Origin of the sequence: Blautia sp. NSJ-175, assembly GCF_022867815.1 — a bacterium.
GTDB lineage: Bacteria > Bacillota > Clostridia > Lachnospirales > Lachnospiraceae > Blautia > Blautia celeris.
Genome location: NZ_JALIFQ010000007.1, coordinates 73078 through 93848, shown reverse-complemented (window position 1 = coordinate 93848; position 20771 = coordinate 73078). Strand labels below are relative to the sequence as shown.

Below are 20771 nucleotides of genomic sequence, written 5' to 3'. Positions count from 1 at the left end.
TGTTTTTCCCTTTGTTTATCAGGTTTTATCTTATGAAATGATTGTATCATCTACAGTTTCGGAAACAACATATAAATCAAAAGAAAAGGTGGTCATATCCCAGATGTTGCATTGTATTTGTGATGCCTCAAAGCCGGCAGAATACCTGACCTGCGGCAACCTTATAAGTGAAAACGGATTTATGCATTTAAGCAGGACCCTGGACTTCTTTGTTCTGATCCTGGTGCAGGAGGGAACACTGCACATCTGCCAGGACGACAGGACCTGCGATGTGGGCCCGGGGGAATTCTTCGTCCTGTTTCCCGGCATCACCCATTATGGTTATAAGCCCTCCCATGGATATCTCTCCTACTGCTGGGCGCATTTTGCACTGCCGGGCACTCCTGCGGATACGGTCAAAAATCTGCCTCATTCTGTCGGAATCTATCAGCAGGCCCGGGGCCTTCCCCTCACAGATGCCTTCTCTGCCGAGCAGGTTTTTCTTCCGGAGCACGGCAGAATCTCCATGGAAAAACGTTCCCAGCTCCTGTTTCTCCAGCTTCTGGATCTGGCTAAGCGCAGCAGCTATCAGAGGACTTGGAGCTGCCGCCATGCGCTGAATCTGCTGCTTCTGGAGATCAGCCGTGAGTATCTGCAGGCAGAGCACTTTGGACAGGATCTTCTGCCGACTGCCGTGCAGGATATCATAGAATGGGTGCAGAGCCATTTTGACCAGCCCCTTACAGTCAGCGGCCTGGCGGAAAAATTCGGGTACCACCCTACCTATCTGTCTGCACTGATCAAACAGTACACCGGTTATCCCCTTGTCACCTATATCAACCGCACACGCATCAGCGTATCAAAAAATCTGCTGAACAGCCATTCCCTGACCATTCGGCAGATTTCTTCCATGTGTGGATTCGCGGATGAAAAGCATTTCATGAAACTGTTCCGGCAGTTTGAAGGCATGACTCCCACCCAGTACCGGAAAGCCTTTGACCAGAAAAAGATCAACACACTCTGATACGCACCCGGAAGCAGCGGCAGGGAGAGCTGTTTTTCGGTCATGAGAAGACTCACACGCTATGACGCGCATTCGGAAGCAGCGGCAGCCTTTTTTAGTAGTCACCCCAGAAAGGATATGCACTCCCGCTGTCCATGGACGCCTTAATGTCACTGTAATATCTCAGTTTACGGTTTATCTGCTTTCTGGCAGACTGCAGTTTCTCAATCTGCTCTGCCACATGCCGGTCCTGCTCCTTTAGCAGAGCGAGGATTTTCTCGATATGCTCCTGTTCCTCCTCCTCGTATGTAAAAAACTCCAGAAGCTTTGCCATGGACATGCCCGTCTCCTTAAAACAGCGTATGGCGCCCAGACGGCCGATATGCTCTTCGGTATAAATGCGCTGATTTGCCTTTGTCTTTTCCACTGCAGGCAAAAGACCGATCTCCTCGTAGTACCTGAGCGTGGATGCCGGCAGCCCAAACATCTGGGAAACCTGTTTTATTGTGTATGTTGTCATAATACCCTCCTTATTTTCGGCGTATATAACAAAGTTAAGGTCCTTTATTGACTTCAAGTATACTTGAAGTGCTAAACTTTGTAAAGAAACAAAAAAAGATGACAATTATTCAGCAGGTCTGCGCATTTACTGCGCTGACCGTAAGAAAACGTTTCACAGCCAAGCAAAAATCCCATCGCCAAAGGCGATTTTGTATGGATTTTTGCCTGTAACTGTGAGGACACTGAACAGTTACAAAAGGAGATCACTTATGTACAGAGCAGATGACAAACGATATGAAACCATGACATACAACCGCTGCGGATACAGCGGCCTAAAGCTTCCTGCAGTCTCCCTGGGACTATGGCACAATTTTGGTGACACCGCAGTCTATGACAACATGAAAAAGCTGTGCTTTACTGCCTTTGACAACGGCATCACCCACTTTGACCTGGCAAACAATTACGGTCCCGAACCGGGAAGCGCGGAGAAAAATTTCGGCAGGATCGTAAAAGAAAATCTATCCGCCTACAGGGATGAGATAATCGTCAGCACCAAGGCAGGCTATGATATGTGGCCGGGTCCTTACGGGGACTGGGGCAGCAGAAAATATCTGACTGCCAGCCTGGACCAGAGTCTTATGCGCATGGGCCTTGCATATGTGGATATTTTCTACCATCACAGAATGGACCCGGAAACTCCCCTTGAGGAAACCATGGGTGCCCTGGATCAGGCAGTGAGAAGCGGAAAAGCCCTGTATGTGGGACTGTCCAACTACGACGGGGAGACTATGAAGAGAGCAGCTGCTATTTTAAAGGAACTGAAATGCCCCTTTGTCATTAACCAGAACTCCTACAACATCTTCAACCGCACCATAGAGAACAACGGTCTGAAGAAAGCCTGCGCGGAGGAGAAAAAAGGGATCATCTCCTTCAGCCCGCTGGCCCAGGGCATGCTGACGGACCGCTATCTAAAAGGAATCCCTTCGGACAGCCGGGTAGTCACAGACGGACGTTTCCTAAACGCAGAACAGCTCACAGACAGCCGTCTTGACTGCATCCGGGGTCTGAACCGGATTGCATCCGAGAGAGGAGAAAGTCTTGCGCAGATGGCGCTGAAATGGGTATTGAAAGATGACGTAGTGACCAGTGTACTTGTAGGTGCTTCCAAGGCAGAACAGATTCTTGATAACCTGAAAGTACTCAAAAGTGCTCCGTTTACGGAAGAAGAGCTGAAAAAGATTGACGAGCTTTCTATGGCACTTTAAGCTGTTTTAATCCATCCCCTGTACTTTCACAAAGTATGGCCATATTTGAAAAAAGTCCTGCCGGCCGGGGTTCTGCGTCGAAACGCAGCCGCCTTCTGCCCGCAGGACTTTTTCATACAGTAATTCAGGATTCCACGCCGCAGTCTTCCTACGCCGAAGCGTGCCGCCTGCGGCTGTCTTTTGCTGAACGGACTTTCCTTTCTTCAAAGCTGTAACGGTAATTCTATTTTTTCAAAGGAAAACGGAACTGCCGTACAGACCTGACAGACGTATCCCTCTTCCACCGGAATTTCCTCCATGACAGCATCTTCCATGGACAGTTTTGAAAGGTCCCTGGTGATTCCCTCCCCGCTCCATTTGAGATAACTCTCCTTCCTGGCCCAGAAAAACGCAAATGCCATTTCCGGGTCTTTGGCGTTTTGGATCACTTCCTGTTCCAGGGCATTCATAGTCCGCTCCAGAAGCCTTTTTCCTCTCACCGGCTGACGGATCTGAATGTCAATCCCTACCGGAATCCCTGCCAGAGCGCAGACCGCATATGCGCCGGAATGGCTGATATTAAAATGGATCTCAGGATATCCGTGGAGATATGGCTTTCCGTTTTCTCCTTTTGCAAGCATCTTTTCAAGCTGGGCTGCCCCTTCCTCTCCATCCGGAACGGACAGTCCGTACAGCTTTTTTAAGGCATGGGCAAGAAGAACACGTCCGGCCCGTGTTTCCAGCCTTCCTTTTTCACCTTTTACTTCTGCTCTGCCTGTCAGTCTCTCTGTTTTTCCGTAAAAAATCCAAACCTTTTCCACAGCCACTACTCCTTCTTCTCCGGTACAAGCCCGCTCTCCTTGAGAAATCTTGACACTTCCAAATCCTTGTCATGCCTGCATTTTGCATAAAGTATGTAAAGCTCTTTTCTGGCCCTTGTCATGCCCACATAGAAGAGCCGCCGCTCCTCCTCTATGCTGCTGTCTGAAACGGCTTTATGATAGGGAATGGTCCCTTCATTCACATCCATGAGAAACACCCGGTCAAATTCCAGACCTTTGATGCTGTGCAGAGTGGACACTGTGACGCCTTTTTTCTCAATATCCTGTTTCTTTGCCTGTTCCTTTAACTTGTCCGTGTAGTCTGAAATATGCGCAAACCATTCACCGAAGCTTTTATATCCTTTTGCACTCTCTTCCAGCTCCTCCATGACTTCGTACAGGTCATCCACTTTGATCTTACGGTAAGAGGCGTAATCCTTCAGATACTCTTCATACCCGATGCCGTACCGGATGTAATTGATGGCCCCATAGGGTGTCATGCGCTTCAGTGTTGTCAGGTCTTCCTCCATCTTGTCGATCCTGTCGCACATCCAGTCCTTTCCCTCATAAAACCAGCGCAGCCCCTCAAAGGACACTGTGGCATCGTCCAGCGCATCCCTGGATATATAACGGTTGGGACGGTTCATAACCTGCAGGAATTCCCGGCGGCTTCTGTCGCCCTGGGCCAGCTTTATATAGGAAATGATATTTCTGGATATCCAGTGCTCATACAGATTCGGCAGGGCATCCCGCATCTGAAAAGGGATCTGGTATTCCATCAATGTCTCCACCAGGAATCTGGCTCCCAGATTGGTGCGGTAGAGAATGGCTGTCTCCTCGTAGGATTCTCCCTCCTGTACTGCCTTTTTTATGCAATCCTTTACAAAAAGCTCCTCCTCCTTGCCGTCCTCAAACGCACGCACAACCACCGGTTTTCCCTCCCCGTTTTCCGTAAAAAACTCCTTGGGATAGCGGTTCTTGTTTCTCCCGATCACACGTTTGGAAGCCTCCACGATCTGCTTTGTGGAGCGGTAATTACAGGCCAGCAGTTCTGTCTCTGCATCCGGAAAATCCTTTGGAAAATGGAGCATGATCTCCGGCTTTGCCCCTCTGAACGCGTAGATGGACTGGTCATCATCCCCCACGATAAAGAGGTTATTCTGGGGCGCTGCCAGCAGCTTTATAATGTCATACTGAAGCTGATTGATGTCCTGGAACTCATCCACAAGCACATACCGGAACTTATTCTGCCAACCGGCCAGGATATCTTTTCTTCCTGTCAGAAGGTCATAACAGTACAGCAGCATGTCATCGAAATCCAGAAGCCTGGATTGTCTGCAGGCGTCCACATAGGAGCGGTAAATCTTTCTGAACGTGTCATCCGGGCAGTTGGCGGAATAATAATGCTCTATGGGCATCCTTCCGTTTTTTACAATGGAGATTTCCTGTACCAGCCCCTCAAAAAACTCCTTCTCGTCATCGATCCGCATTCTCTGGCGGTAGACGATTTCCTTTAAAATATCGTATTTCCGCTCTTCACTCAGAATATTCTTTGCGGACAGACGATAGGCATGGCGCAGGATTCCGTAAAAAATGCCATGGAACGTGCCAAAGGTCACCTCCCTGTAAGGGCCTGCCATACCTTCCTTATCACACAGGCGTAAAAAACGCTCCTTCATCTCCCTGGCAGCCGCTTTTGTAAACGTCACCACCAGAATGGATGAAGGAGTTACCTGGTATTCCTTTATTAAGTTAGCCACCCTTCTGGTGATGGTGGTGGTTTTCCCGGAACCGGGGCCTGCAAGAAGCATCATGGGGCCCCGGTTGTGGGATACTGCTCGTTCCTGTGAGGAATTTTTCTGCATATATGAGTTACTCCAATAGTGTTTGTTTATGCCTGCTCCAGTTTTTCCACTGCAGTATGCAGACGTTTCATGGACTCCTCTTTTCCCAGCACTTCCAGGATCTCTGTAGCACCGGCAGGTGTCATCTGCTTGCCGGAAAGGGCGGTGCGCACAGGCCAGAGGATCTGTCCGTTTTTATATCCGTTTTCCTTTGCAAAACCGCAGAGCAGTTCATACAGCGCATCGTTTGTATAATTGTCAAAACCTTCCAGAACCGGTATGACCTTTTTCAGAACCTCCAGTGAGATTTCCGGGTTGGTTTTCATTTTCTTGTGTGTGTACATGGACACATCGTACTCCGGTACTGCCTCAAAGAAATCAATGAGAGCCGGAATATCCGGGAAAACTTCAATCCTTGTCTTTACCATGCCGGCTATTTTCTCAAGGTTCAGATCTTTTTTGACTGCCTCTTTCACAAACGGAAGCGCCATGTCATAGAACTTGTCAAAGTCCATCGCTTTGATGTACTCCCCGTTCATCCATTTCAGCTTTGTCATATCAAACACAGCCGGGGATTTGCTCATATGATGATAGTCAAATTCTTTCACCAACTCTTCCAGGCTGAAAATCTCACGGTTGTCCTCCGGGCACCATCCAAGCAGCGCCACGTAATTTACGATTGCCTCTGTGAGAAATCCCTGGTCCAGCAAATCCTCATAGGAGGAGTGGCCGGAGCGTTTGCTCAGCTTTTTGTGCTCCTCATTGGTGATCAGCGGACAGTGTACATAAGTGGGAATCTCCCAGCCAAATGCCTCGTAGATCCTGTTATATTTCGGTGAGGAGGACAGGTATTCATTTCCGCGCACCACATGGGTGATCCCCATGAGATGATCGTCGATCACGTTTGCAAAGTTATAGGTGGGATAACCGTCTGACTTGATCAGGATCAGGTCATCCAGTTCATTGTTCGGCACGGTGATGTCACCGTAAATATCATCATGGAAGGTTGTGGTTCCCTCTGCCGGCATATTGAAGCGGATCACATGGGGTTCTCCTGCTGCAAGCTTTGCCTCCACTTCCTCTTTGCTTAGATGCAGACAATGCTTGTCATAGACCGCAATCTCCTTGCCGTCCTCTCCCACGCTGGCTTTCAGGGAATCCAGGCGCTCTTTTGTACAGAAACAGTAATATGCATCTCCCTGTTCGATCAGTTGTTTGGCGTATTTCAGATAAATGCCCTGTGCGTTTCTCTCACTCTGGACATAAGGGCCGTAGCCGCCGTCCTTATCCGGGCCTTCGTCATGAACCAGTCCCGTCTTTGCCAGTGTGCGGTAAATGATCTCCAGTGCGCCGTCCACAAAACGTTCCTGGTCTGTATCCTCAATACGGAGCATAAAGCTTCCGTTCTCATGCTTTGCGATCAAATACGCATATAAAGCAGTTCTCAAATTTCCCACATGCATTTTTCCTGTGGGGCTTGGGGCAAATCTTGTTCTTACGGTACTCATATCATCAATCTCCTTATCGGTTCCATTTTTCTCCTGGTTTTTCCACGAAAAAGGGGTACATGGACATTGTCGGCCAAATACCCCATATCATTGAAATTATACCGTAAGGTTTTCTACTTTTCAAGTGGGAAACAGAATTTTCCCCCTTCAGCGGAAAATAAGTATTACTCTTCCCGCGGGACAGCGACCTGGGAAAGTCTCTTTTATTCCCGATTTACCGTCCGGTAAGTCTCCTCCACAATCCTTTCCATGGCATTCAGAATATTCTCATACCCTGTACAGCGGCACAGATGTCCGGAGATCAGTTTTTTCAGTTCTTCTCTGCTGTATCTCTTCCCTGTGCCCACAATCTCCACTGCGCTCATAATAAGACCCGGTGTGCAGAAGCCGCACTGGACTGCAGCCTCCTCCACAAAAGCTGTCTGGATAGGGGAAAGTTCCCCGTTTCTGCCCTTTAAGCCCTCCACGGTCATGATGTGTTTTCCCTCCGCCCACATGGTCAGATAGATACACGAATCAATGGCTTCGCCGTCCACAAGGACCGTACAGGCGCCGCATTCCCCTACCTCACAGCCGCGTTTCACACTGGTAAGTCCCAGGCGGTTTCTTAAAGTATCAAGCAGGGCTTCCCTGTCATCCACTGCCAGTTCTGTCTCTTTTCCATTGACGGTCATGGTTATGATCTTAAACATCTGCCTCACCTCCTGAAGCTTTTTCTATGGCTTCTTTTGCAGTTCGCACGGACAGCTCCCGCACCAGCTGAAGACGGAATTCCCTGGATGCACGCCAACTGGAACGGGGTGTCACTTCAGAGACTGCTCCCTCTTGTATCTTCTCATACAGTTCCGGGTCTGTGACCGCCATTCCTTTTACCGTTTCCTCTGTTTTAAAACAGCGTATGGGGGTAGGTGCAGCCACGCCGAATCCCAGCCGGAACTCCGAAATCCGCATGTTGTCAGCACTTAATTTCACATGTACCGCACAGCCGAGAGTGGCAATCTCCATAGCGTTTCTTTTCCCGTATTTTGTATAATGTCCGTAAAATCCCCGGTAATTCTCCCTGGTGATCTTTATGGCAGTCAGAATCTCTGCATGTTCCCGCAGGGTCCGGCCCGGACCTGTGTAAAACTCAGCAACAGGTATCTCTCTTGTGCCTTTTGGACCTGTCAGCTCCAGCACCGCATTCAGAGTAAAAAGCAGAGCCGCGCTGTCTGCACTCGTCACGCCATTACAGACATTTCCCCCGATGGTTCCTATGTTGCGGATCTGGGGGCCTCCCACCTGATCTACTGCCCATCCCAGTGCAGGGATATATTTTTGTATCACAGGGTCATAGGTGATGTGTGAAAATGTAGTGGCAGGACCTATGACAATGGTGCCGTCCGCCTCCATCCTGACTCCTTCAAGAGCCGGTATCCCATGTATGCTTACCAGGGAACAGCCGGCAAGCTTCCCTTCCCTGATCTTGATCAGCACATCACTTCCTCCGGAGATCACCACCGCATCCGCGTCTTCCTCCAGTGCTCTCACAGCGTCTTCCACATCTTTGGCCTGATAATATTTTTCAATGTCATACATGTGTTTCACCCCCTTTTAACTTCCCGCTTTTGGCTCCGATCATTCCCTCTTTCATAAAACGCTCCACCAGTTTCTGCGGTGACAGCGGAAGGGAATCAAAAGCAATTCCGGTGGCGTGCAGCACGGCATTTCTGATAGCCGGAGCCACAGGAATAGTGGGAGGTTCTCCCAGCGCTTTGTTGCCGAAAGGACCTGTGGGGTCATCCATCTCCACAAAATCCGTATGCAGATCCGGTGTGTCCATAGCTGTGGGGATCTTATAGTCAAGGAGGTTGGCATTCAGCGGCCTTCCTGTCTTTTCATCCACCAGCAGTTCTTCACTCAGCGCATAGCCGATGCCCATGCTCATGCCCCCGTGCACCTGCGCTTTGGCAAGGCTGGGATTAATCAGTTTTCCGCTGTCATGGACATTGATGATATCCAGTATGCGGATCTTACCCACCGGCATATCCACCTCCACCTCTGCAAAGCAGACACCTGAGGCAAAGGAGTTTTCCTTACAGTGGCTGGTCGTCTCAGCAGTGATATGCACAGATTTTTCCAGGCTGTACAATGCCTCCTCCGCAAGGGCTGCCAGGGAAAGAAGCACCTCCCCTGAGGCCTTGTCGATCACCTGATTCTCTTTGATATCCAGCCTCTTCCACGCTGACGATTCAGCACATGCTTCCGCAACTTCAGAAGCACCTGCGCCTGCCTCTGCATTTTTTCCCTCTCCCAAAGGCATATCCCCGCAGGGCAGCTTCAGCTTAAATGCCGCATACTCCAGAATCCTCTGCTTAAACAATTCTCCTGTCTTTTTCACAGCTTTTCCGCTCACATAAGTCTGCCTGGAAGCATAGGCTCCTGTGTCAAAAGGCGTGGTATCTGTATCCTGTACGGTCTCTATATGTATCCTGTCCTCCGTTATGCCTGTGATCTCTGCTGCCATCTGGGTAAACACCGTGTCAGCTCCCTGGCCGATCTCAGTTGCCCCCATAAAGAGCTGCATGGAGCCGTCCTGATTCAGAACCATACGGCAGGATGACGTCTCAAGAGAAATGGGATAAACCCCTGTCTTATAGTTGAAGATTGCCATACCCACGCCTCTTCTCACGGGCCCGGACTGGTTCTCATATGCCTTTCGTTTTTCCTCCCAGCGGATATATTCCCTCCCTTTTTCTATACAGGCTTTCAGCCCGTAAGAGTGGAAGGCAATGCCCAGATGCGGATCTTTATACCCTTCCTTCACACAGTTTTTCAACCGGAACTCAAGGGGGTCCATACCCACAGCGCGGGCCAGATCGTCAGCCACGCACTCTGTCACAAAATCCCCCTGGGGAATCCCATATCCGCGCATGGCACCGCCTGTCATCAGGTTCGTATAAACCGTGTAGCTGTCCGACTCCAGAACCTTCTCATCCTGGTAAAGCTGTTTGAAAATATTGGCTGCGTTGGCTGCAATGGCGTGAGCATGGGAAGCATAAGCGCCCTGGTTGGAGTAGGCTTCATATTTCCTCGCCACCAGTGTGCCGTCCTCCCTGACTGCCCCTTTGATCTTCCAGGTAAACGCATGGCGCACACGGGTACAGCCAAGAGTCTCCTCCCTGGACAGCTCCAGCCTGACGCCGTGACCGCCTGCCCGGGTACATAAAAACGCGTTTAACGGCTCATACAGCACATCCTGCTTGTTGCCGAATCCGCCGCCGATATACGGCTTGATCACCCGGATCTGCCCAATGGGAATCCCCAGAGCCTGGCTGACCACACGCCTCACAATATGGGGGATCTGAGTGGAGGTCACTATGACGATCCTTCCCTTCTCCATATAGGCATAGGAAACCGGCACCTCAATGTGACAGTGCTGGACCGGCTGTGTCCTGTACTCCTTCTCAATCACGGCCAGCCCTTCCTCACAGGCCGCCTCCTCAAAACTTCCGTCCCCCAGCACAAAACTGGTGTGCGCAATCACATTTCCCGGCTTTTCCTCATGCAGAAGAGGTGCTCCCTCCTTCATGGATGCCTCCGGGTCCAGTATCACCGGGTATTCCTCATACTCCACTTTAATCTTATCTGCCGCGCGTCTGGCCGCGATATCATCCTCCGCGATCACGGCTGCAATGTCATCCCCATACATGCGTACCCGCCGGTTCAGAAGCTTTCTGTCCTTAATATCCTGATGTGCCTTTTCCACTGACCAGGGGTGCCCCGGTGTCGGAAACTGAATATCAGGCACATCAAAACAGGTGACGATCTTCACCACGCCGGGAACCTTTAATGCCTCTTCCAGATCAAAACTTTTTACCCATCCGTTTGCTATGGTGCTGTGTACCACTTTTGCCGTATACAAATTCTGCGGCATCAGATCCGCCGTGTATTTTGCCTGCCCCGTTACTTTTTCCCAGGCATCCACACGATTCTTTGAACTGCCAACTCCCATAAATCATCCCTCTTTTCCATCGGTGAACAGCCGCTGCTGCCACTCTTGTGCACGGTCTGTGCAGCAAATGCGCAGACCTGACTAAATAGCTGCAAAGATTTTTCTGCCTGCCACATATTTTCCTATCACATCCCTGTCATCTGACAGGTATACCACACGTTCCAGACGTTCTTTCAATGTCAGCTTTCTGGGTGTTTTCAGTCTGGAGTCATCCATGATCACCGCATCAAATTCATACCCTTTTTCAAAGCTGCCCACCTGCCCGAAGAAGGCGCCGCCTCCCTTTGTGCCCAGGTAGAACACCTCATCCACAGTGAGCGGCTTCTGCGAATCATCCTCCAGACGCCAGCGAAGTTTGGATGCCTGCACAGCGCCCACCATCACCTGAAACAGGGAGAGTACATGGCCTCCTGCAATATCACTTCCCAAGCCTACATGGATACCCTCATCCAGATATCTCCTTATCGGTGCCACCCCTGAGGATAAATCGGTGTTAGAGTGAGGACAGTGGGCTGCAAAGACCCCGTTTTTCCTCATCAATACAATCTCTTCCTCTGTGGGATGTACGCAGTGCGCCATAACTGCCGGATAATTTCCCCCGAACATGCCGAACTGCTCATAGGCATCCCCGTAAAAAGAGGACCAGGGGCACAGTTCCTTCACCCAGGCAATCTCCCCTTTATTCTCAGAGAGATGAGACTGGATGGGAAGATCATACTCCTTTCGGATTTCACTGAGCATTTTCATAAGATCATCTGAACAGCTTGGGATAAACCGCGGTGTGAGGATGGGCCTGACATTTTTGTATCTTCCGTTTACCTCCTTCAGCCACAGGCGGGTGTCCAGAGCTGATTTTTCCGCACTTTCCTCACAGAGATAATCCGGCGCGTTCCGGTCCATATTTACTTTTCCCACCATAGTTTTAAGGCCCGATCCTTCCAGCATATCCATCAGGAGAATGGTTGCCGGCACATGGCGTGTGGCAAAGATGCACGCCCTGGTGGTTGCGCTGTTTTTCAGGTCTTCTGTAAATATGCCATATGCCTTTTCCGCGTATGCCATATCCCCGTACTTTCCCTCCTCGGGAAATGTCCGTGTATCCAGCCACTCCAGAAGCTCCATATCCATGCCAAGGCCCGTAAATGCGTACTGAGGCGCGTGCAGATGCAGATCCACCAATCCCGGCAGGATCAGGGCATTCCCACAGTCTGTCAACGGGAAGTCCCTCCATTCTTCCGGAAGTTCCTCAAACACCCCCTGGCAGATGCCCTCCCGGCATACCAGGTAAGCATTCGGAACGGTCCGGACCGTCTCTGCCGTCTCACTGTAGCAGATGTTTCCCTTCAATATAAAGGTATCTGCTCTGTTTTCTTCTTTTCTCATGTTTTACCTCCTATACAAGGAGCGATTGCTGAATCCGGCCGCCGTACTTTTCAGAATCCTTCTGAAAATAAAAAAACAGCCACCGGAACCAGACTGCAAAGCCCCCAATTATCAGGGGACTTATAGTCAGCTATTTCGGTAGCTGGTAGAAACGTTCAACCCGCATTATGAACATATATAAGTCCTGTTTTTCACCGTATTACTACAGCGAATTACTATTCTTAGTATAGTATACACAGGTCGAAAAGTCAATATTCACGGAACTGGAAACACAATATAGATTTTGTACTGTCTGCCCACATGCCAGTTTCCTGCCAGGTGTTTTCAGACTGAGGGCATGAAAATCCCGAGGCAGAATACTTCAGACAGTCTCTTATTTATTTAATGGCCGCCGACTGCTTTCCAGACCAGTTCCAGAACACCGGCCAGCACCATGACAAGGATGGGATTCCATTTCTTCAGCCTCAGCGCCGCCACGGCCAGAATAAAGATGATTATCGCATCCCAGCGCATAGCTGACAATTTCACGACTCCCTCTTCACCAAAGAAGGCAGTAATCAGAATTGCCATGCCGGCAGTGGCGATCATGGAGACCACGGCAGGCCGCAGAGTGTTCAGGATACCCTGCATCATGTCCAGTTTTCTGTACTTCATATACATATAAGCCAGCAGGGACACGATAATACAGGAAGGCAGGATACAGCCTATAGTAGCTGCCAAAGAGCCTCCCGTTCCTGCAATTTTAGAGCCTACAAAAGTAGCGGAATTAATGGCGATCGGTCCGGGTGTCATCTGGGAAATGGTGACCAGGTCGGTAAACTCTCTCTGGGTCAGCCAGCCATGGACAGCCACTACCTGATTCTGAATCAGGGGCATAGCCGCATAGCCGCCTCCAAAACTAAATAATCCTATCTGGAGAAAACTCCAGAATAACTGCAGATAAATCATGACTTCTCACCTCTTCTTCCCCACAGGACCCTCAACACCCCAAGTCCGATACATATGAGCACTACATAGACCACATTCATCTGAAAGAAAAAAGTGACAGTAAAGGCAGCCGCCATGATCAGATTGGACACCAGACTCTTCCCCTCTATCACACCTTTTCCCATGTCATAAACTACAGAGGCGATGACTGCAGCCACCCCGCACTGCATGCCGTCCAGTATGGTTTTTACATAGAAATTAGACTGGAAAGCTTCATAAAAGAAAGAAACAACCGTGAGAATCACAAATGGAGGCAGTACCGTTCCCAGAATGGAGACCAGAACGCCCGCCATGCCCGCCAGCTTATACCCCACTACAATGGCTCCGTTTACTGCAATGGGTCCGGGTGAAGACTGGGCGATAGCCACCAGATCCAGCATCTCCTCCTCTTCAATCCAGCGGTACTCATCTACAAATTTTTTCTTCATCAGGGTAATGATCACATATCCTCCCCCAAAGGTAAAAGCACTCAGGTACAATGTAGAATAAAACAACTTCCACAAAATCCGCATCTTTTCTTTTCTCTCCATAAAAACACCAGCTTTCATTCTATGATTTTATCATAGTATAGTCTCTTTTCTCATGGCTGTAAAATAGTTTTATCATAACAATGATCATAGTCTTTTACCTATGCTTTTTACATTATTATTCTGGTGCATCTTTATTGTTTTATCCGTGCTGCTGAAGTTTCTTTCGTGCTGAAGTTTCTTTCGTTGACTCCTCCCTAAAACTCCTTTACAATAAAAGGACACCGGAATAAGTTTGAAGAGTAAGAAAAGGAGATCACTTATGGAAATTTTTAATCTTGCACATATAGACCCGTCTCTGATGACCGGAGCCTTATCCGCTGCGGAATATCTGGAAAGAGATATGACCGGGGACCGCTGCATAGAAATCACTTCGGAAAAAAGCGGCAGCGGCCTGTCTGTCCGTCTGGACGGGGATAGAGCCTGCATTACATACAGCAGAACCTCTGAATTTTTCCGCGGCCTCGGGATCATCAAGGAATGGATCACCCAAAACCGCCAAAGCGCTGCCAAAGAAGAACAGGCAGTTTTTGAGCATCTCACCTACATGGCTGACTGTTCCCGCAACGCTGTGTGCAGCCCTGATTTTGTGAGGAGGCTTATTATCAAACTCTCCCTCATGGGATATGACCGGCTCATGCTCTACACAGAGGACACGTATGAAGTGGAGGGATACCCTTATTTCGGACATTTCAGGGGCCGGTACAGCAGACAGGAGCTGCAGGAGCTGGACAGATTCGCGGCAGCCCTCGGTATAGAGATGGTGCCCTGCATCCAGACCCTGGCCCATTTAAACGCGATTTTCCGCTGGCCTGCCTTTGAGCCGGTACATGACACGGGAGATATTCTGTTGTGCGGAAGCGAGGATACTTACAGTCTGATAGAAGCCATGGTACGCACCTGGTCAGAGACCTTTCAAAGCCGCACCATCAACATCGGAATGGATGAAGCGGAGATGATCGGCCGTGGCGCTTACCTGAACCGTTTCGGCTATGAGGAACGCATTGATATTATGGAACGCCATCTGCACCGCGTCCTGGAAATCTGTGAAAAATACGGATACACCGCTATGATGTGGAGTGATATGTTTTTTAAAATGATTTCCGGAGGCGAATACTACGGCAGAGAATTCCATATTACAGAGGAGATCAGGAAGAAGATTCCGGCAAATGTAGAGCTTCTCTACTGGGATTACTATTCCCGAGACGAAGAGACCTATGACCAGATGATGAAATACCACAGGGAACTGGCCGGAAATGTGGGGTTTGCCGGAGGTGCCTGGAAATGGAACGGGTATGCCCCTCTTATCAGCCACAGCATGCAGGTATCCCGTCTTGCCCTGAGACAATGTGAAAAACATGGCATCACCAATGTACTTGTGACCGGATGGGGGGATGACGGCGGTGAAGCTTCCCAGTCCGCCGTACTTCCCGTACTCTCACTCTTCGCAGAATTTAACTATACCCGGGCCGCCGGCGACCGGGATCTGGCGCCCCGTCTTCTGGCCTGCACCGGCGCTGTGCTGGAAGATTTTCTGAAGCTGGACAACCCGAACCTGACCCCTGATAATCCTATGCCCGGTAAAATGAGTGCCGCCCCCGCCAGATATCTGCTGTATCAGGATGTCCTCATGGGCATCTATGACTGCCATGTGGATGCACAGACCTATCCGGAGCATTACAGACGCTGTGCAAAAGAGCTTCGGGCCATTGCCGAAAAGGGCGGGGAGTATGCCCCTGTTTTTGGCACGCTTGCGCTTCTGAGTGAAGTGCTCGCCAGAAAAGTGACCCTGGGCCTTGATGCGAAAGCTGCCTACGACGCGGAAGACAGAGCCGCTCTTCTGGCGACTGCCGAATCCTGCATCAAAACCGCAGGGCTTGTGGAACAGTTTAAACATGCCCTGAAGGAACAGTGGTTTGCGGAAAATAAATGTTTCGGATATGAAGTCCTGGATATCCGGCTGGGCGGTCTGATGGAACGCCTTAAAAGCTGTGCTGCCCGCATGACAGACTACGCGGAGGGAAAGATTGCCTGCCTGGAAGAGCTGGAAGAGACACGCCTGCCGGTTCTCACAGATAAGGACGGTCATCCTATCTCTCCGGTCTGTGACAATATCTGGCGTCAAATGGTATCTGCCTCTGTAGTATAAAATCAAACGAATCCTGTTATACTATTAAATTTTTAGAAAATATGATTTTTCTTCCATTTAATCATTGACTATTTTTATCAAAAGAATTAAAATAAAGATAACAAGTAAAACGTGGAAAGGGGTGTTCATAATGTTGGAAAGATTGATAGTCACTTTAATTTTTGCCGCTGGATTCCTGTTAGTCTGCTGGACTTTGATGGAATACTGGCTTCGTTCTTCCAGACGCACAACAGAAACGGGGTTACGGGATAAAACCATTTTTGTGATCGGCAGATTCTGCCAGGCTATTCAGCAGAAAAAGAACTTCCGCCACATCTGGATGGAAGAAGAATTCGGCAGTGCACATCTGAATGATTTCCACAGTGTCCAAAACACCGGGACTGTAAATGAGCACACCGAAGGCAGAGAACAGGGAAGCAGATATCAGGAGAAAAAATACAAAATGAAGGTCAACATGTAAAGCCTTCATAAAATAAATCCTCTTTTAGGGAGGCCCGGCCGAATCATTCGGCCGGGCCTCTTAAAACACAAAAAGCTGCCCTCTCCGCGGTTTCCCGCAGATATCAGCAGCTTTTCTTTTCATTTCTTATCCCGGCACCTTCTCATTTCAGCCAAGCTCTTTCATGATATCTTCCACTTTTTCAATCTTATGGGAGCGGCAGGCATTGGAGCCGCAGAACAGAAGCGCGTCCTCCACTCTTCCCTCCGCTGCATTCACCAGTGCCTGTGTGATACAATACGGTATCTCTGCGGGCCTGCAGGTGACGATGCAGTGATAGCAGTGTTCGATTCTGCACTTTTCCGTCTTCACCCTGTCCATAAAAGCATTTTTGATCGCTCTTCCCGGCATTCCCACAGGACTCTGCACAATACAGATATCCTCTTTTTCAGCCCGGATGTATGCCTGTTTGTATTCCGGCGCGGCGTCGCACTCCTCCGTCGTCACGAACCGGGTCCCCATCTGTACTCCGTCTGCGCCCAGCGAAAGCGCATGGTCCATATCCGCTCTGTCATAAATGCCGCCTGCCACTACCACAGGAATCTTTTTGCTGAACTTCTCACCGTATTCCTTTACCTTTTCAATAATGGAGCGAATCACGCCGTCATAAGACTCATCTGTAAAGGTATCCAGCTCTTCCCTGGAAAATCCCAGATGGCCTCCTGCCTTTGGTCCCTCAATGACCACCAGATCCGGCGCCTTCTTATACTTTCTCTCCCACATACGGCAGATGACGTTCAGGGACTTCAGGGAGGATACAATAGGGGCGATCTTTGTCTTCGTGCCCTCCACATATTTCGGAAGGTCAATGGGCAGTCCAGCGCCTGAGATGATCAGATCCACGCCTGCCTTCACCGCAGTTTTCACATATTCCTCATATCTCTGGGTAGCTACCATAATGTTCACGCCGATAATGCCGCCCTCTGCGATCTCCCTGGCCTTTTGGATCTCTTTCCCTATGGCTCTGTAGTTGGCCTCAAAGGGATGTTCCCGAAAATCCGGCTCCCGCCAGCCGATCTGCGCGGTGGATATGACGCCTACACCGCCGCAGGCAGCCACACTGCCCGCCAGACGGGAAAGGCTGATCCCCACTCCCATGCCGCCCTGTATCACAGGTATCTTAGCTGTCAAATCACCTATCATCAATGGTTTTCTCATACTCTAACTCTTTCTGGCTCACATTTTTCTGAATCGCTCATACCGGAGGGCCGCCAGCTCTTCCGGTGTCTTTCCTTCCATCTCTGAAAGGAACTGGTGCATACGGTTTTTCATATCCTCGGCAATCTCCGGCAGGTTCTGGGCACAGGCAGGAATATCCTCCGGTATCACATGTTCGATGATTCCCAGATTCTTCAAGTCCCTGGCTGTGATCTTCATGACCTCTGCCGCTTCTTTTGCCCTCTTGCTGTCCTTCCAGAGAATGGAGGCAAATCCCTCCGGTGAGAGCACAGAATATGTGGCATTTTCCATCATCCAGACCTCATTGCCCACACCCAGGGCCAGCGCACCGCCGCTTCCGCCTTCGCCGATAACGATACTCAGCACAGGCACCTTCAGGTCAGACATTTCCAGCAGGTTTCTGGCTATGGCCTCCCCCTGCCCTCTCTCCTCTGCCTCGATGCCGCAGAATGCACCCGGGGTGTCAATGAAATTGATGACAGGCCGGTTGAATTTTTCTGCCTGCTTCATAAGGCGCAGGGCTTTTCGGTAGCCTTCCGGGGAGGGCATGCCGAAGTTTCTTAAAATGTTATCCTTGGTATTTCTCCCCTTCTGCACACCGATCACGGTCACCGGCTGCCCGTCCAGCACAGCCAGACCTCCCACAATGGCACCGTCATCCCGAAATGCCCGGTCTCCGTGCAGTTCCATAAATTCTTCAAAAACAGTCTCTATATAGTCAAGGCTGGTGGGGCGTTTGGAATCCCTTGCCGTCTCCACCCGCTCCCAGGCAGTCATGTTCTTATCCCGGTTTCTGCGTCTGTGTTTCTTCTCCCCTTCCTCCGCCATTTCCGGCAGAGTAATCCTGGTGAACTGGCAGTAGCCGTTCTTTCTTTCATGAAACTTCACGAGCCCTGATAAGGTTTTTTTCAACAGGTTCCTTGTGACGATTCCGTCAATAATGCCGTGCTCTACCAGAAATTCCGCTTTCTGGAACCCTTCCGGCAGCTTCTGTCCAATGGTCTGCGCAATAACTCTCGGGCCGGCAAAACCGATCAGCGCTCCCGGCTCGGCCAGGATAATATCTCCCAGCATGGCAAAGCTGGCTGTCACCCCGCCTGTGGTGGGGTCTGTGAGCACAGGAATATAGAGAAGCCCTGCCTCACTGTGCCTTTTAATGGCTGCGGAAGTCTTTGCCATCTGCATCAGGGATACCATGCCTTCCTGCATTCTGGCTCCGCCGGAACAGCAGAACAGGATAACCGGCAGTTTTTCCTCTGTGGCCCGCTCAAAGGAGCGGGTGATCTTCTCCCCCACCACGTATCCCATGCTCCCCATGAGAAAACGGGCGTCGCAGACACCCAGCACCACCCTGGTGCCGTCAATCCTGGCCTCACCAATGCGGATAGCCTCTTCCAGGTGTGTCTTTTCCTGCTGTTTTGCAATCTTCTCCTCATACTCCGGATAGTCCAGGGGATTAAAGGTATGAAGCCCTGTACACCATTCCTGGAAAGATCCCTTGTCCGCGACCATACGGATTCTGGTCTTGGCCTTGATCCGGAAATATCCCTTGCATTTCGGACATACATAATCATTTTTTACAACGTCTTCCTTGTAGAGGAGTTCCCCGCATTTGGGACATTTGACCCATAAACCTTCCGGGACGGAGGGGGTGTTTTCACTGCCGGGTGTCTCTTCCCCGGGCACTTTACTCTCCTCGGTCTCCGGCTCCTGTACATTGGTAGTCTTCTTGAATAAATCCTTTAATCTGGACATATCTGCCTGCTCCTTACTCGTAATGATAACTGTTCAGATGCCTAAACGGTTACTCGTAATGCTCTTCTATAAAATGTGTAGTCACATTCCCATCCAGAAAATCCTTCTGGTTCAATATATCATATTGGAAATCCAGGTTTGTCTGCACCCCTTCAATGATCACTTCACCCAGCGTACTCCTCATTTTCGCAATGGCAGACGCTCTGTCCTTGTCGTGGACAATGACCTTCATGATCATGGAATCATAGTTTGGCGGTATCTGATAGCCGTTATACACTGCTGTGTCAATGCGGACACCGTTTCCGCCCGGGACATGCAGATTCTCAATCACGCCGGGACAGGGCATGAAATTCTTTGCCGGGTTCTCCGCGTTGATCCTGCACTCAATGGCATGGCCTCTCATGCAGATATCTTCCTGCTTCACAGACAGGGGAAGTCCCGCCGCCACCCGGATCTGCTCCTTCACCAGGTCCACGCCGGAGACAAATTCCGTTACCGGATGCTCCACCTGAATTCTGGTATTCATTTCCATGAAGAAAAATTCACCGCTTTTGTCAAGCAGAAACTCTATGGTCCCAGCACTCTCGTAACCTACCGCTTTTGCGGCACGCACCGCTGTCTCCCCCATTTTCCTGCGAAGCTCTTCTGAGATGGCACAGGAAGGGGACTCCTCGATCATTTTCTGATGGCGGCGCTGGATGGAGCAGTCACGCTCCCCTAACTGTACCACCTGACCGAACCGGTCTGCGATGATCTGTACTTCGATGTGGCGCGGCCTGCCCACGTAACGTTCCAGATACATGGTATTGTCAGCAAATGCATTGACAGACTCCCTCTGGGCCGTACTGAAATTTTCTTCAAAGTCTTCTCTGCTCTCAGATATGCGCATGCCTTTACCGCCGCCGCCTGAGGATGCCTTGATCATTATGGGAAAGCCTATCTTTTCTGCTTCCTTCAGTGCTTCCTCCACAGTGTACACCGGCTCTTTGGTGCCGGGGACCACAGGGACGCCTGCCTCCATCATAGTCCTTCTGGCCTCTGATTTATTCCCCATCTTGTTGATGACTGCTGCGGAGGGGCCGATAAAGGTCACATTGCATTTTTCACACATCTCCACAAACTTGCTGTTCTCAGACAAAAAGCCGAATCCCGGATGGATGGCTTCCGCCTTTGTGGCGATGGTGGCGCTTAAGATGCGCTCCATGTTCAGATAGCTCTCCTGTGCAGCCGCCGGGCCAATGCAGACCGCCTCATCCGCAAGCTGCGCGTGAAGGGCATCCCTGTCCGCCTCTGAATAGACTGCCACCGTCTTAATTCCCATCTCTCTGCAGGCACGGATGATGCGGACTGCAATTTCTCCTCTGTTTGCGATTAATATCTTCTGAAACATATCCGATC

Annotated in this window: 17 protein-coding genes and 1 riboswitch; of the genes, 4 read left to right on the top strand and 13 right to left on the bottom strand. The window is 50.1% G+C overall.

Annotated elements, in window-relative coordinates; genetic code table 11:
• Nucleotides 1–103: 103 nt before the first annotated feature.
• On the top strand, nt 104–1003 hold the full coding sequence (locus MUB35_RS12840; RefSeq protein WP_244806338.1) for an AraC family transcriptional regulator: 900 nt from the start codon (nt 104–106) through the stop codon (nt 1001–1003).
• 94 nt (nt 1004–1097) lie between these two features.
• Here the strand turns inward: MUB35_RS12840 and MUB35_RS12835 are convergent, their stop codons facing one another.
• Nucleotides 1098–1502: a MerR family transcriptional regulator gene (locus tag MUB35_RS12835; protein ID WP_244806337.1), complete on the bottom strand. Its 405-nt coding sequence runs from the start codon at nt 1500–1502 to the stop codon at nt 1098–1100.
• Nucleotides 1503–1752: 250 nt separating this feature from the next.
• Here MUB35_RS12835 and MUB35_RS12830 point away from each other — a divergent pair, with 250 nt between their 5' ends.
• Nucleotides 1753–2748 carry an aldo/keto reductase gene (locus tag MUB35_RS12830; protein ID WP_033141210.1) on the top strand — a complete coding sequence of 332 codons (996 nt, stop codon included), beginning with the start codon at nt 1753–1755 and terminating at the stop codon, nt 2746–2748.
• Between the two features lie 203 nt (nt 2749–2951).
• On the opposite strand, the gene MUB35_RS12825 is transcribed toward MUB35_RS12830, so the two are convergent.
• The 9 genes from MUB35_RS12825 to MUB35_RS12785 all read right to left on the bottom strand — a co-directional run bounded on the left by MUB35_RS12825 (nt 2952) and on the right by MUB35_RS12785 (nt 13794).
• On the bottom strand, nt 2952–3548 hold the full coding sequence (locus MUB35_RS12825) for a 4'-phosphopantetheinyl transferase family protein (protein WP_244806336.1): 597 nt from the start codon (nt 3546–3548) through the stop codon (nt 2952–2954).
• A gap of 5 nt (nt 3549–3553) precedes the next feature.
• A complete protein-coding gene (locus MUB35_RS12820) occupies nt 3554–5413 on the bottom strand; it encodes an ATP-dependent helicase (RefSeq protein ID WP_244806335.1) in 1860 nt (619 codons plus the stop codon).
• 26 nt (nt 5414–5439) lie between these two features.
• Nucleotides 5440–6900, bottom strand: a complete 1461-nt coding sequence (gene gltX, locus MUB35_RS12815) for a glutamate--tRNA ligase (RefSeq protein WP_244806334.1) — start codon at nt 6898–6900, stop codon at nt 5440–5442.
• A gap of 203 nt (nt 6901–7103) precedes the next feature.
• Nucleotides 7104–7592 carry a xanthine dehydrogenase subunit XdhC gene (xdhC, locus tag MUB35_RS12810; protein ID WP_244806333.1) on the bottom strand — a complete coding sequence of 163 codons (489 nt, stop codon included), beginning with the start codon at nt 7590–7592 and terminating at the stop codon, nt 7104–7106.
• Entirely contained in the window at nt 7585–8478 is an 894-nt protein-coding gene (gene xdhB / locus MUB35_RS12805) for a xanthine dehydrogenase subunit XdhB (protein WP_244806332.1), read from the bottom strand. The genes xdhC and xdhB overlap by 8 nt, the downstream gene beginning before the upstream one ends.
• Complete coding sequence (gene xdhA / locus MUB35_RS12800; RefSeq protein WP_244806331.1) at nt 8471–10894, bottom strand: xanthine dehydrogenase subunit XdhA; 2424 nt, start codon at nt 10892–10894, stop codon at nt 8471–8473. Before xdhA ends, xdhB begins: the two co-directional genes overlap by 8 nt.
• Nucleotides 10895–10975: 81 nt before the next feature.
• Nucleotides 10976–12277 (bottom strand): amidohydrolase family protein, encoded by a 1302-nt coding sequence (locus tag MUB35_RS12795; RefSeq protein ID WP_033141216.1) that lies wholly within the window; start codon nt 12275–12277, stop codon nt 10976–10978.
• A gap of 103 nt (nt 12278–12380) precedes the next feature.
• Nucleotides 12381–12478, bottom strand: a riboswitch (purine riboswitch).
• A gap of 180 nt (nt 12479–12658) precedes the next feature.
• A complete protein-coding gene (locus MUB35_RS12790; protein WP_227243765.1) occupies nt 12659–13225 on the bottom strand; it encodes a chromate transporter in 567 nt (188 codons plus the stop codon).
• Nucleotides 13222–13794: a chromate transporter gene (locus MUB35_RS12785; protein ID WP_033141227.1), complete on the bottom strand. Its 573-nt coding sequence runs from the start codon at nt 13792–13794 to the stop codon at nt 13222–13224. The genes MUB35_RS12790 and MUB35_RS12785 overlap by 4 nt, the downstream gene beginning before the upstream one ends.
• 259 nt (nt 13795–14053) lie before the next feature.
• On the opposite strand from MUB35_RS12785, the gene MUB35_RS12780 reads away from it, so the two are divergent.
• Both MUB35_RS12780 and MUB35_RS12775 read left to right on the top strand, forming a co-directional pair.
• The gene (locus tag MUB35_RS12780) at nt 14054–15940 is read left to right on the top strand and encodes a beta-N-acetylhexosaminidase (protein ID WP_244806330.1); all 1887 of its coding nucleotides are present in this window, start codon (nt 14054–14056) and stop codon (nt 15938–15940) included.
• Between the two features lie 130 nt (nt 15941–16070).
• On the top strand, nt 16071–16400 hold the full coding sequence (locus tag MUB35_RS12775; RefSeq protein WP_033141218.1) for a hypothetical protein: 330 nt from the start codon (nt 16071–16073) through the stop codon (nt 16398–16400).
• A 147-nt stretch (nt 16401–16547) separates the two neighbouring features.
• Here the strand turns inward: MUB35_RS12775 and MUB35_RS12770 are convergent, their stop codons facing one another.
• The 3 genes from MUB35_RS12770 to MUB35_RS12760 are packed head-to-tail and all read right to left on the bottom strand — an operon-like array spanning nt 16548 to nt 20763.
• Nucleotides 16548–17597, bottom strand: coding sequence for an NAD(P)H-dependent flavin oxidoreductase (locus MUB35_RS12770; RefSeq protein WP_054352322.1), 1050 nt, complete (start codon nt 17595–17597; stop codon nt 16548–16550).
• An 18-nt stretch (nt 17598–17615) separates the two neighbouring features.
• Nucleotides 17616–19373 carry an acetyl-CoA carboxylase carboxyltransferase subunit alpha gene (locus MUB35_RS12765; RefSeq protein ID WP_227210108.1) on the bottom strand — a complete coding sequence of 586 codons (1758 nt, stop codon included), beginning with the start codon at nt 19371–19373 and terminating at the stop codon, nt 17616–17618.
• 49 nt (nt 19374–19422) lie between these two features.
• Entirely contained in the window at nt 19423–20763 is a 1341-nt protein-coding gene (locus MUB35_RS12760) for an acetyl-CoA carboxylase biotin carboxylase subunit (protein WP_033142219.1), read from the bottom strand.
• Nucleotides 20764–20771 lie beyond the last annotated feature (8 nt).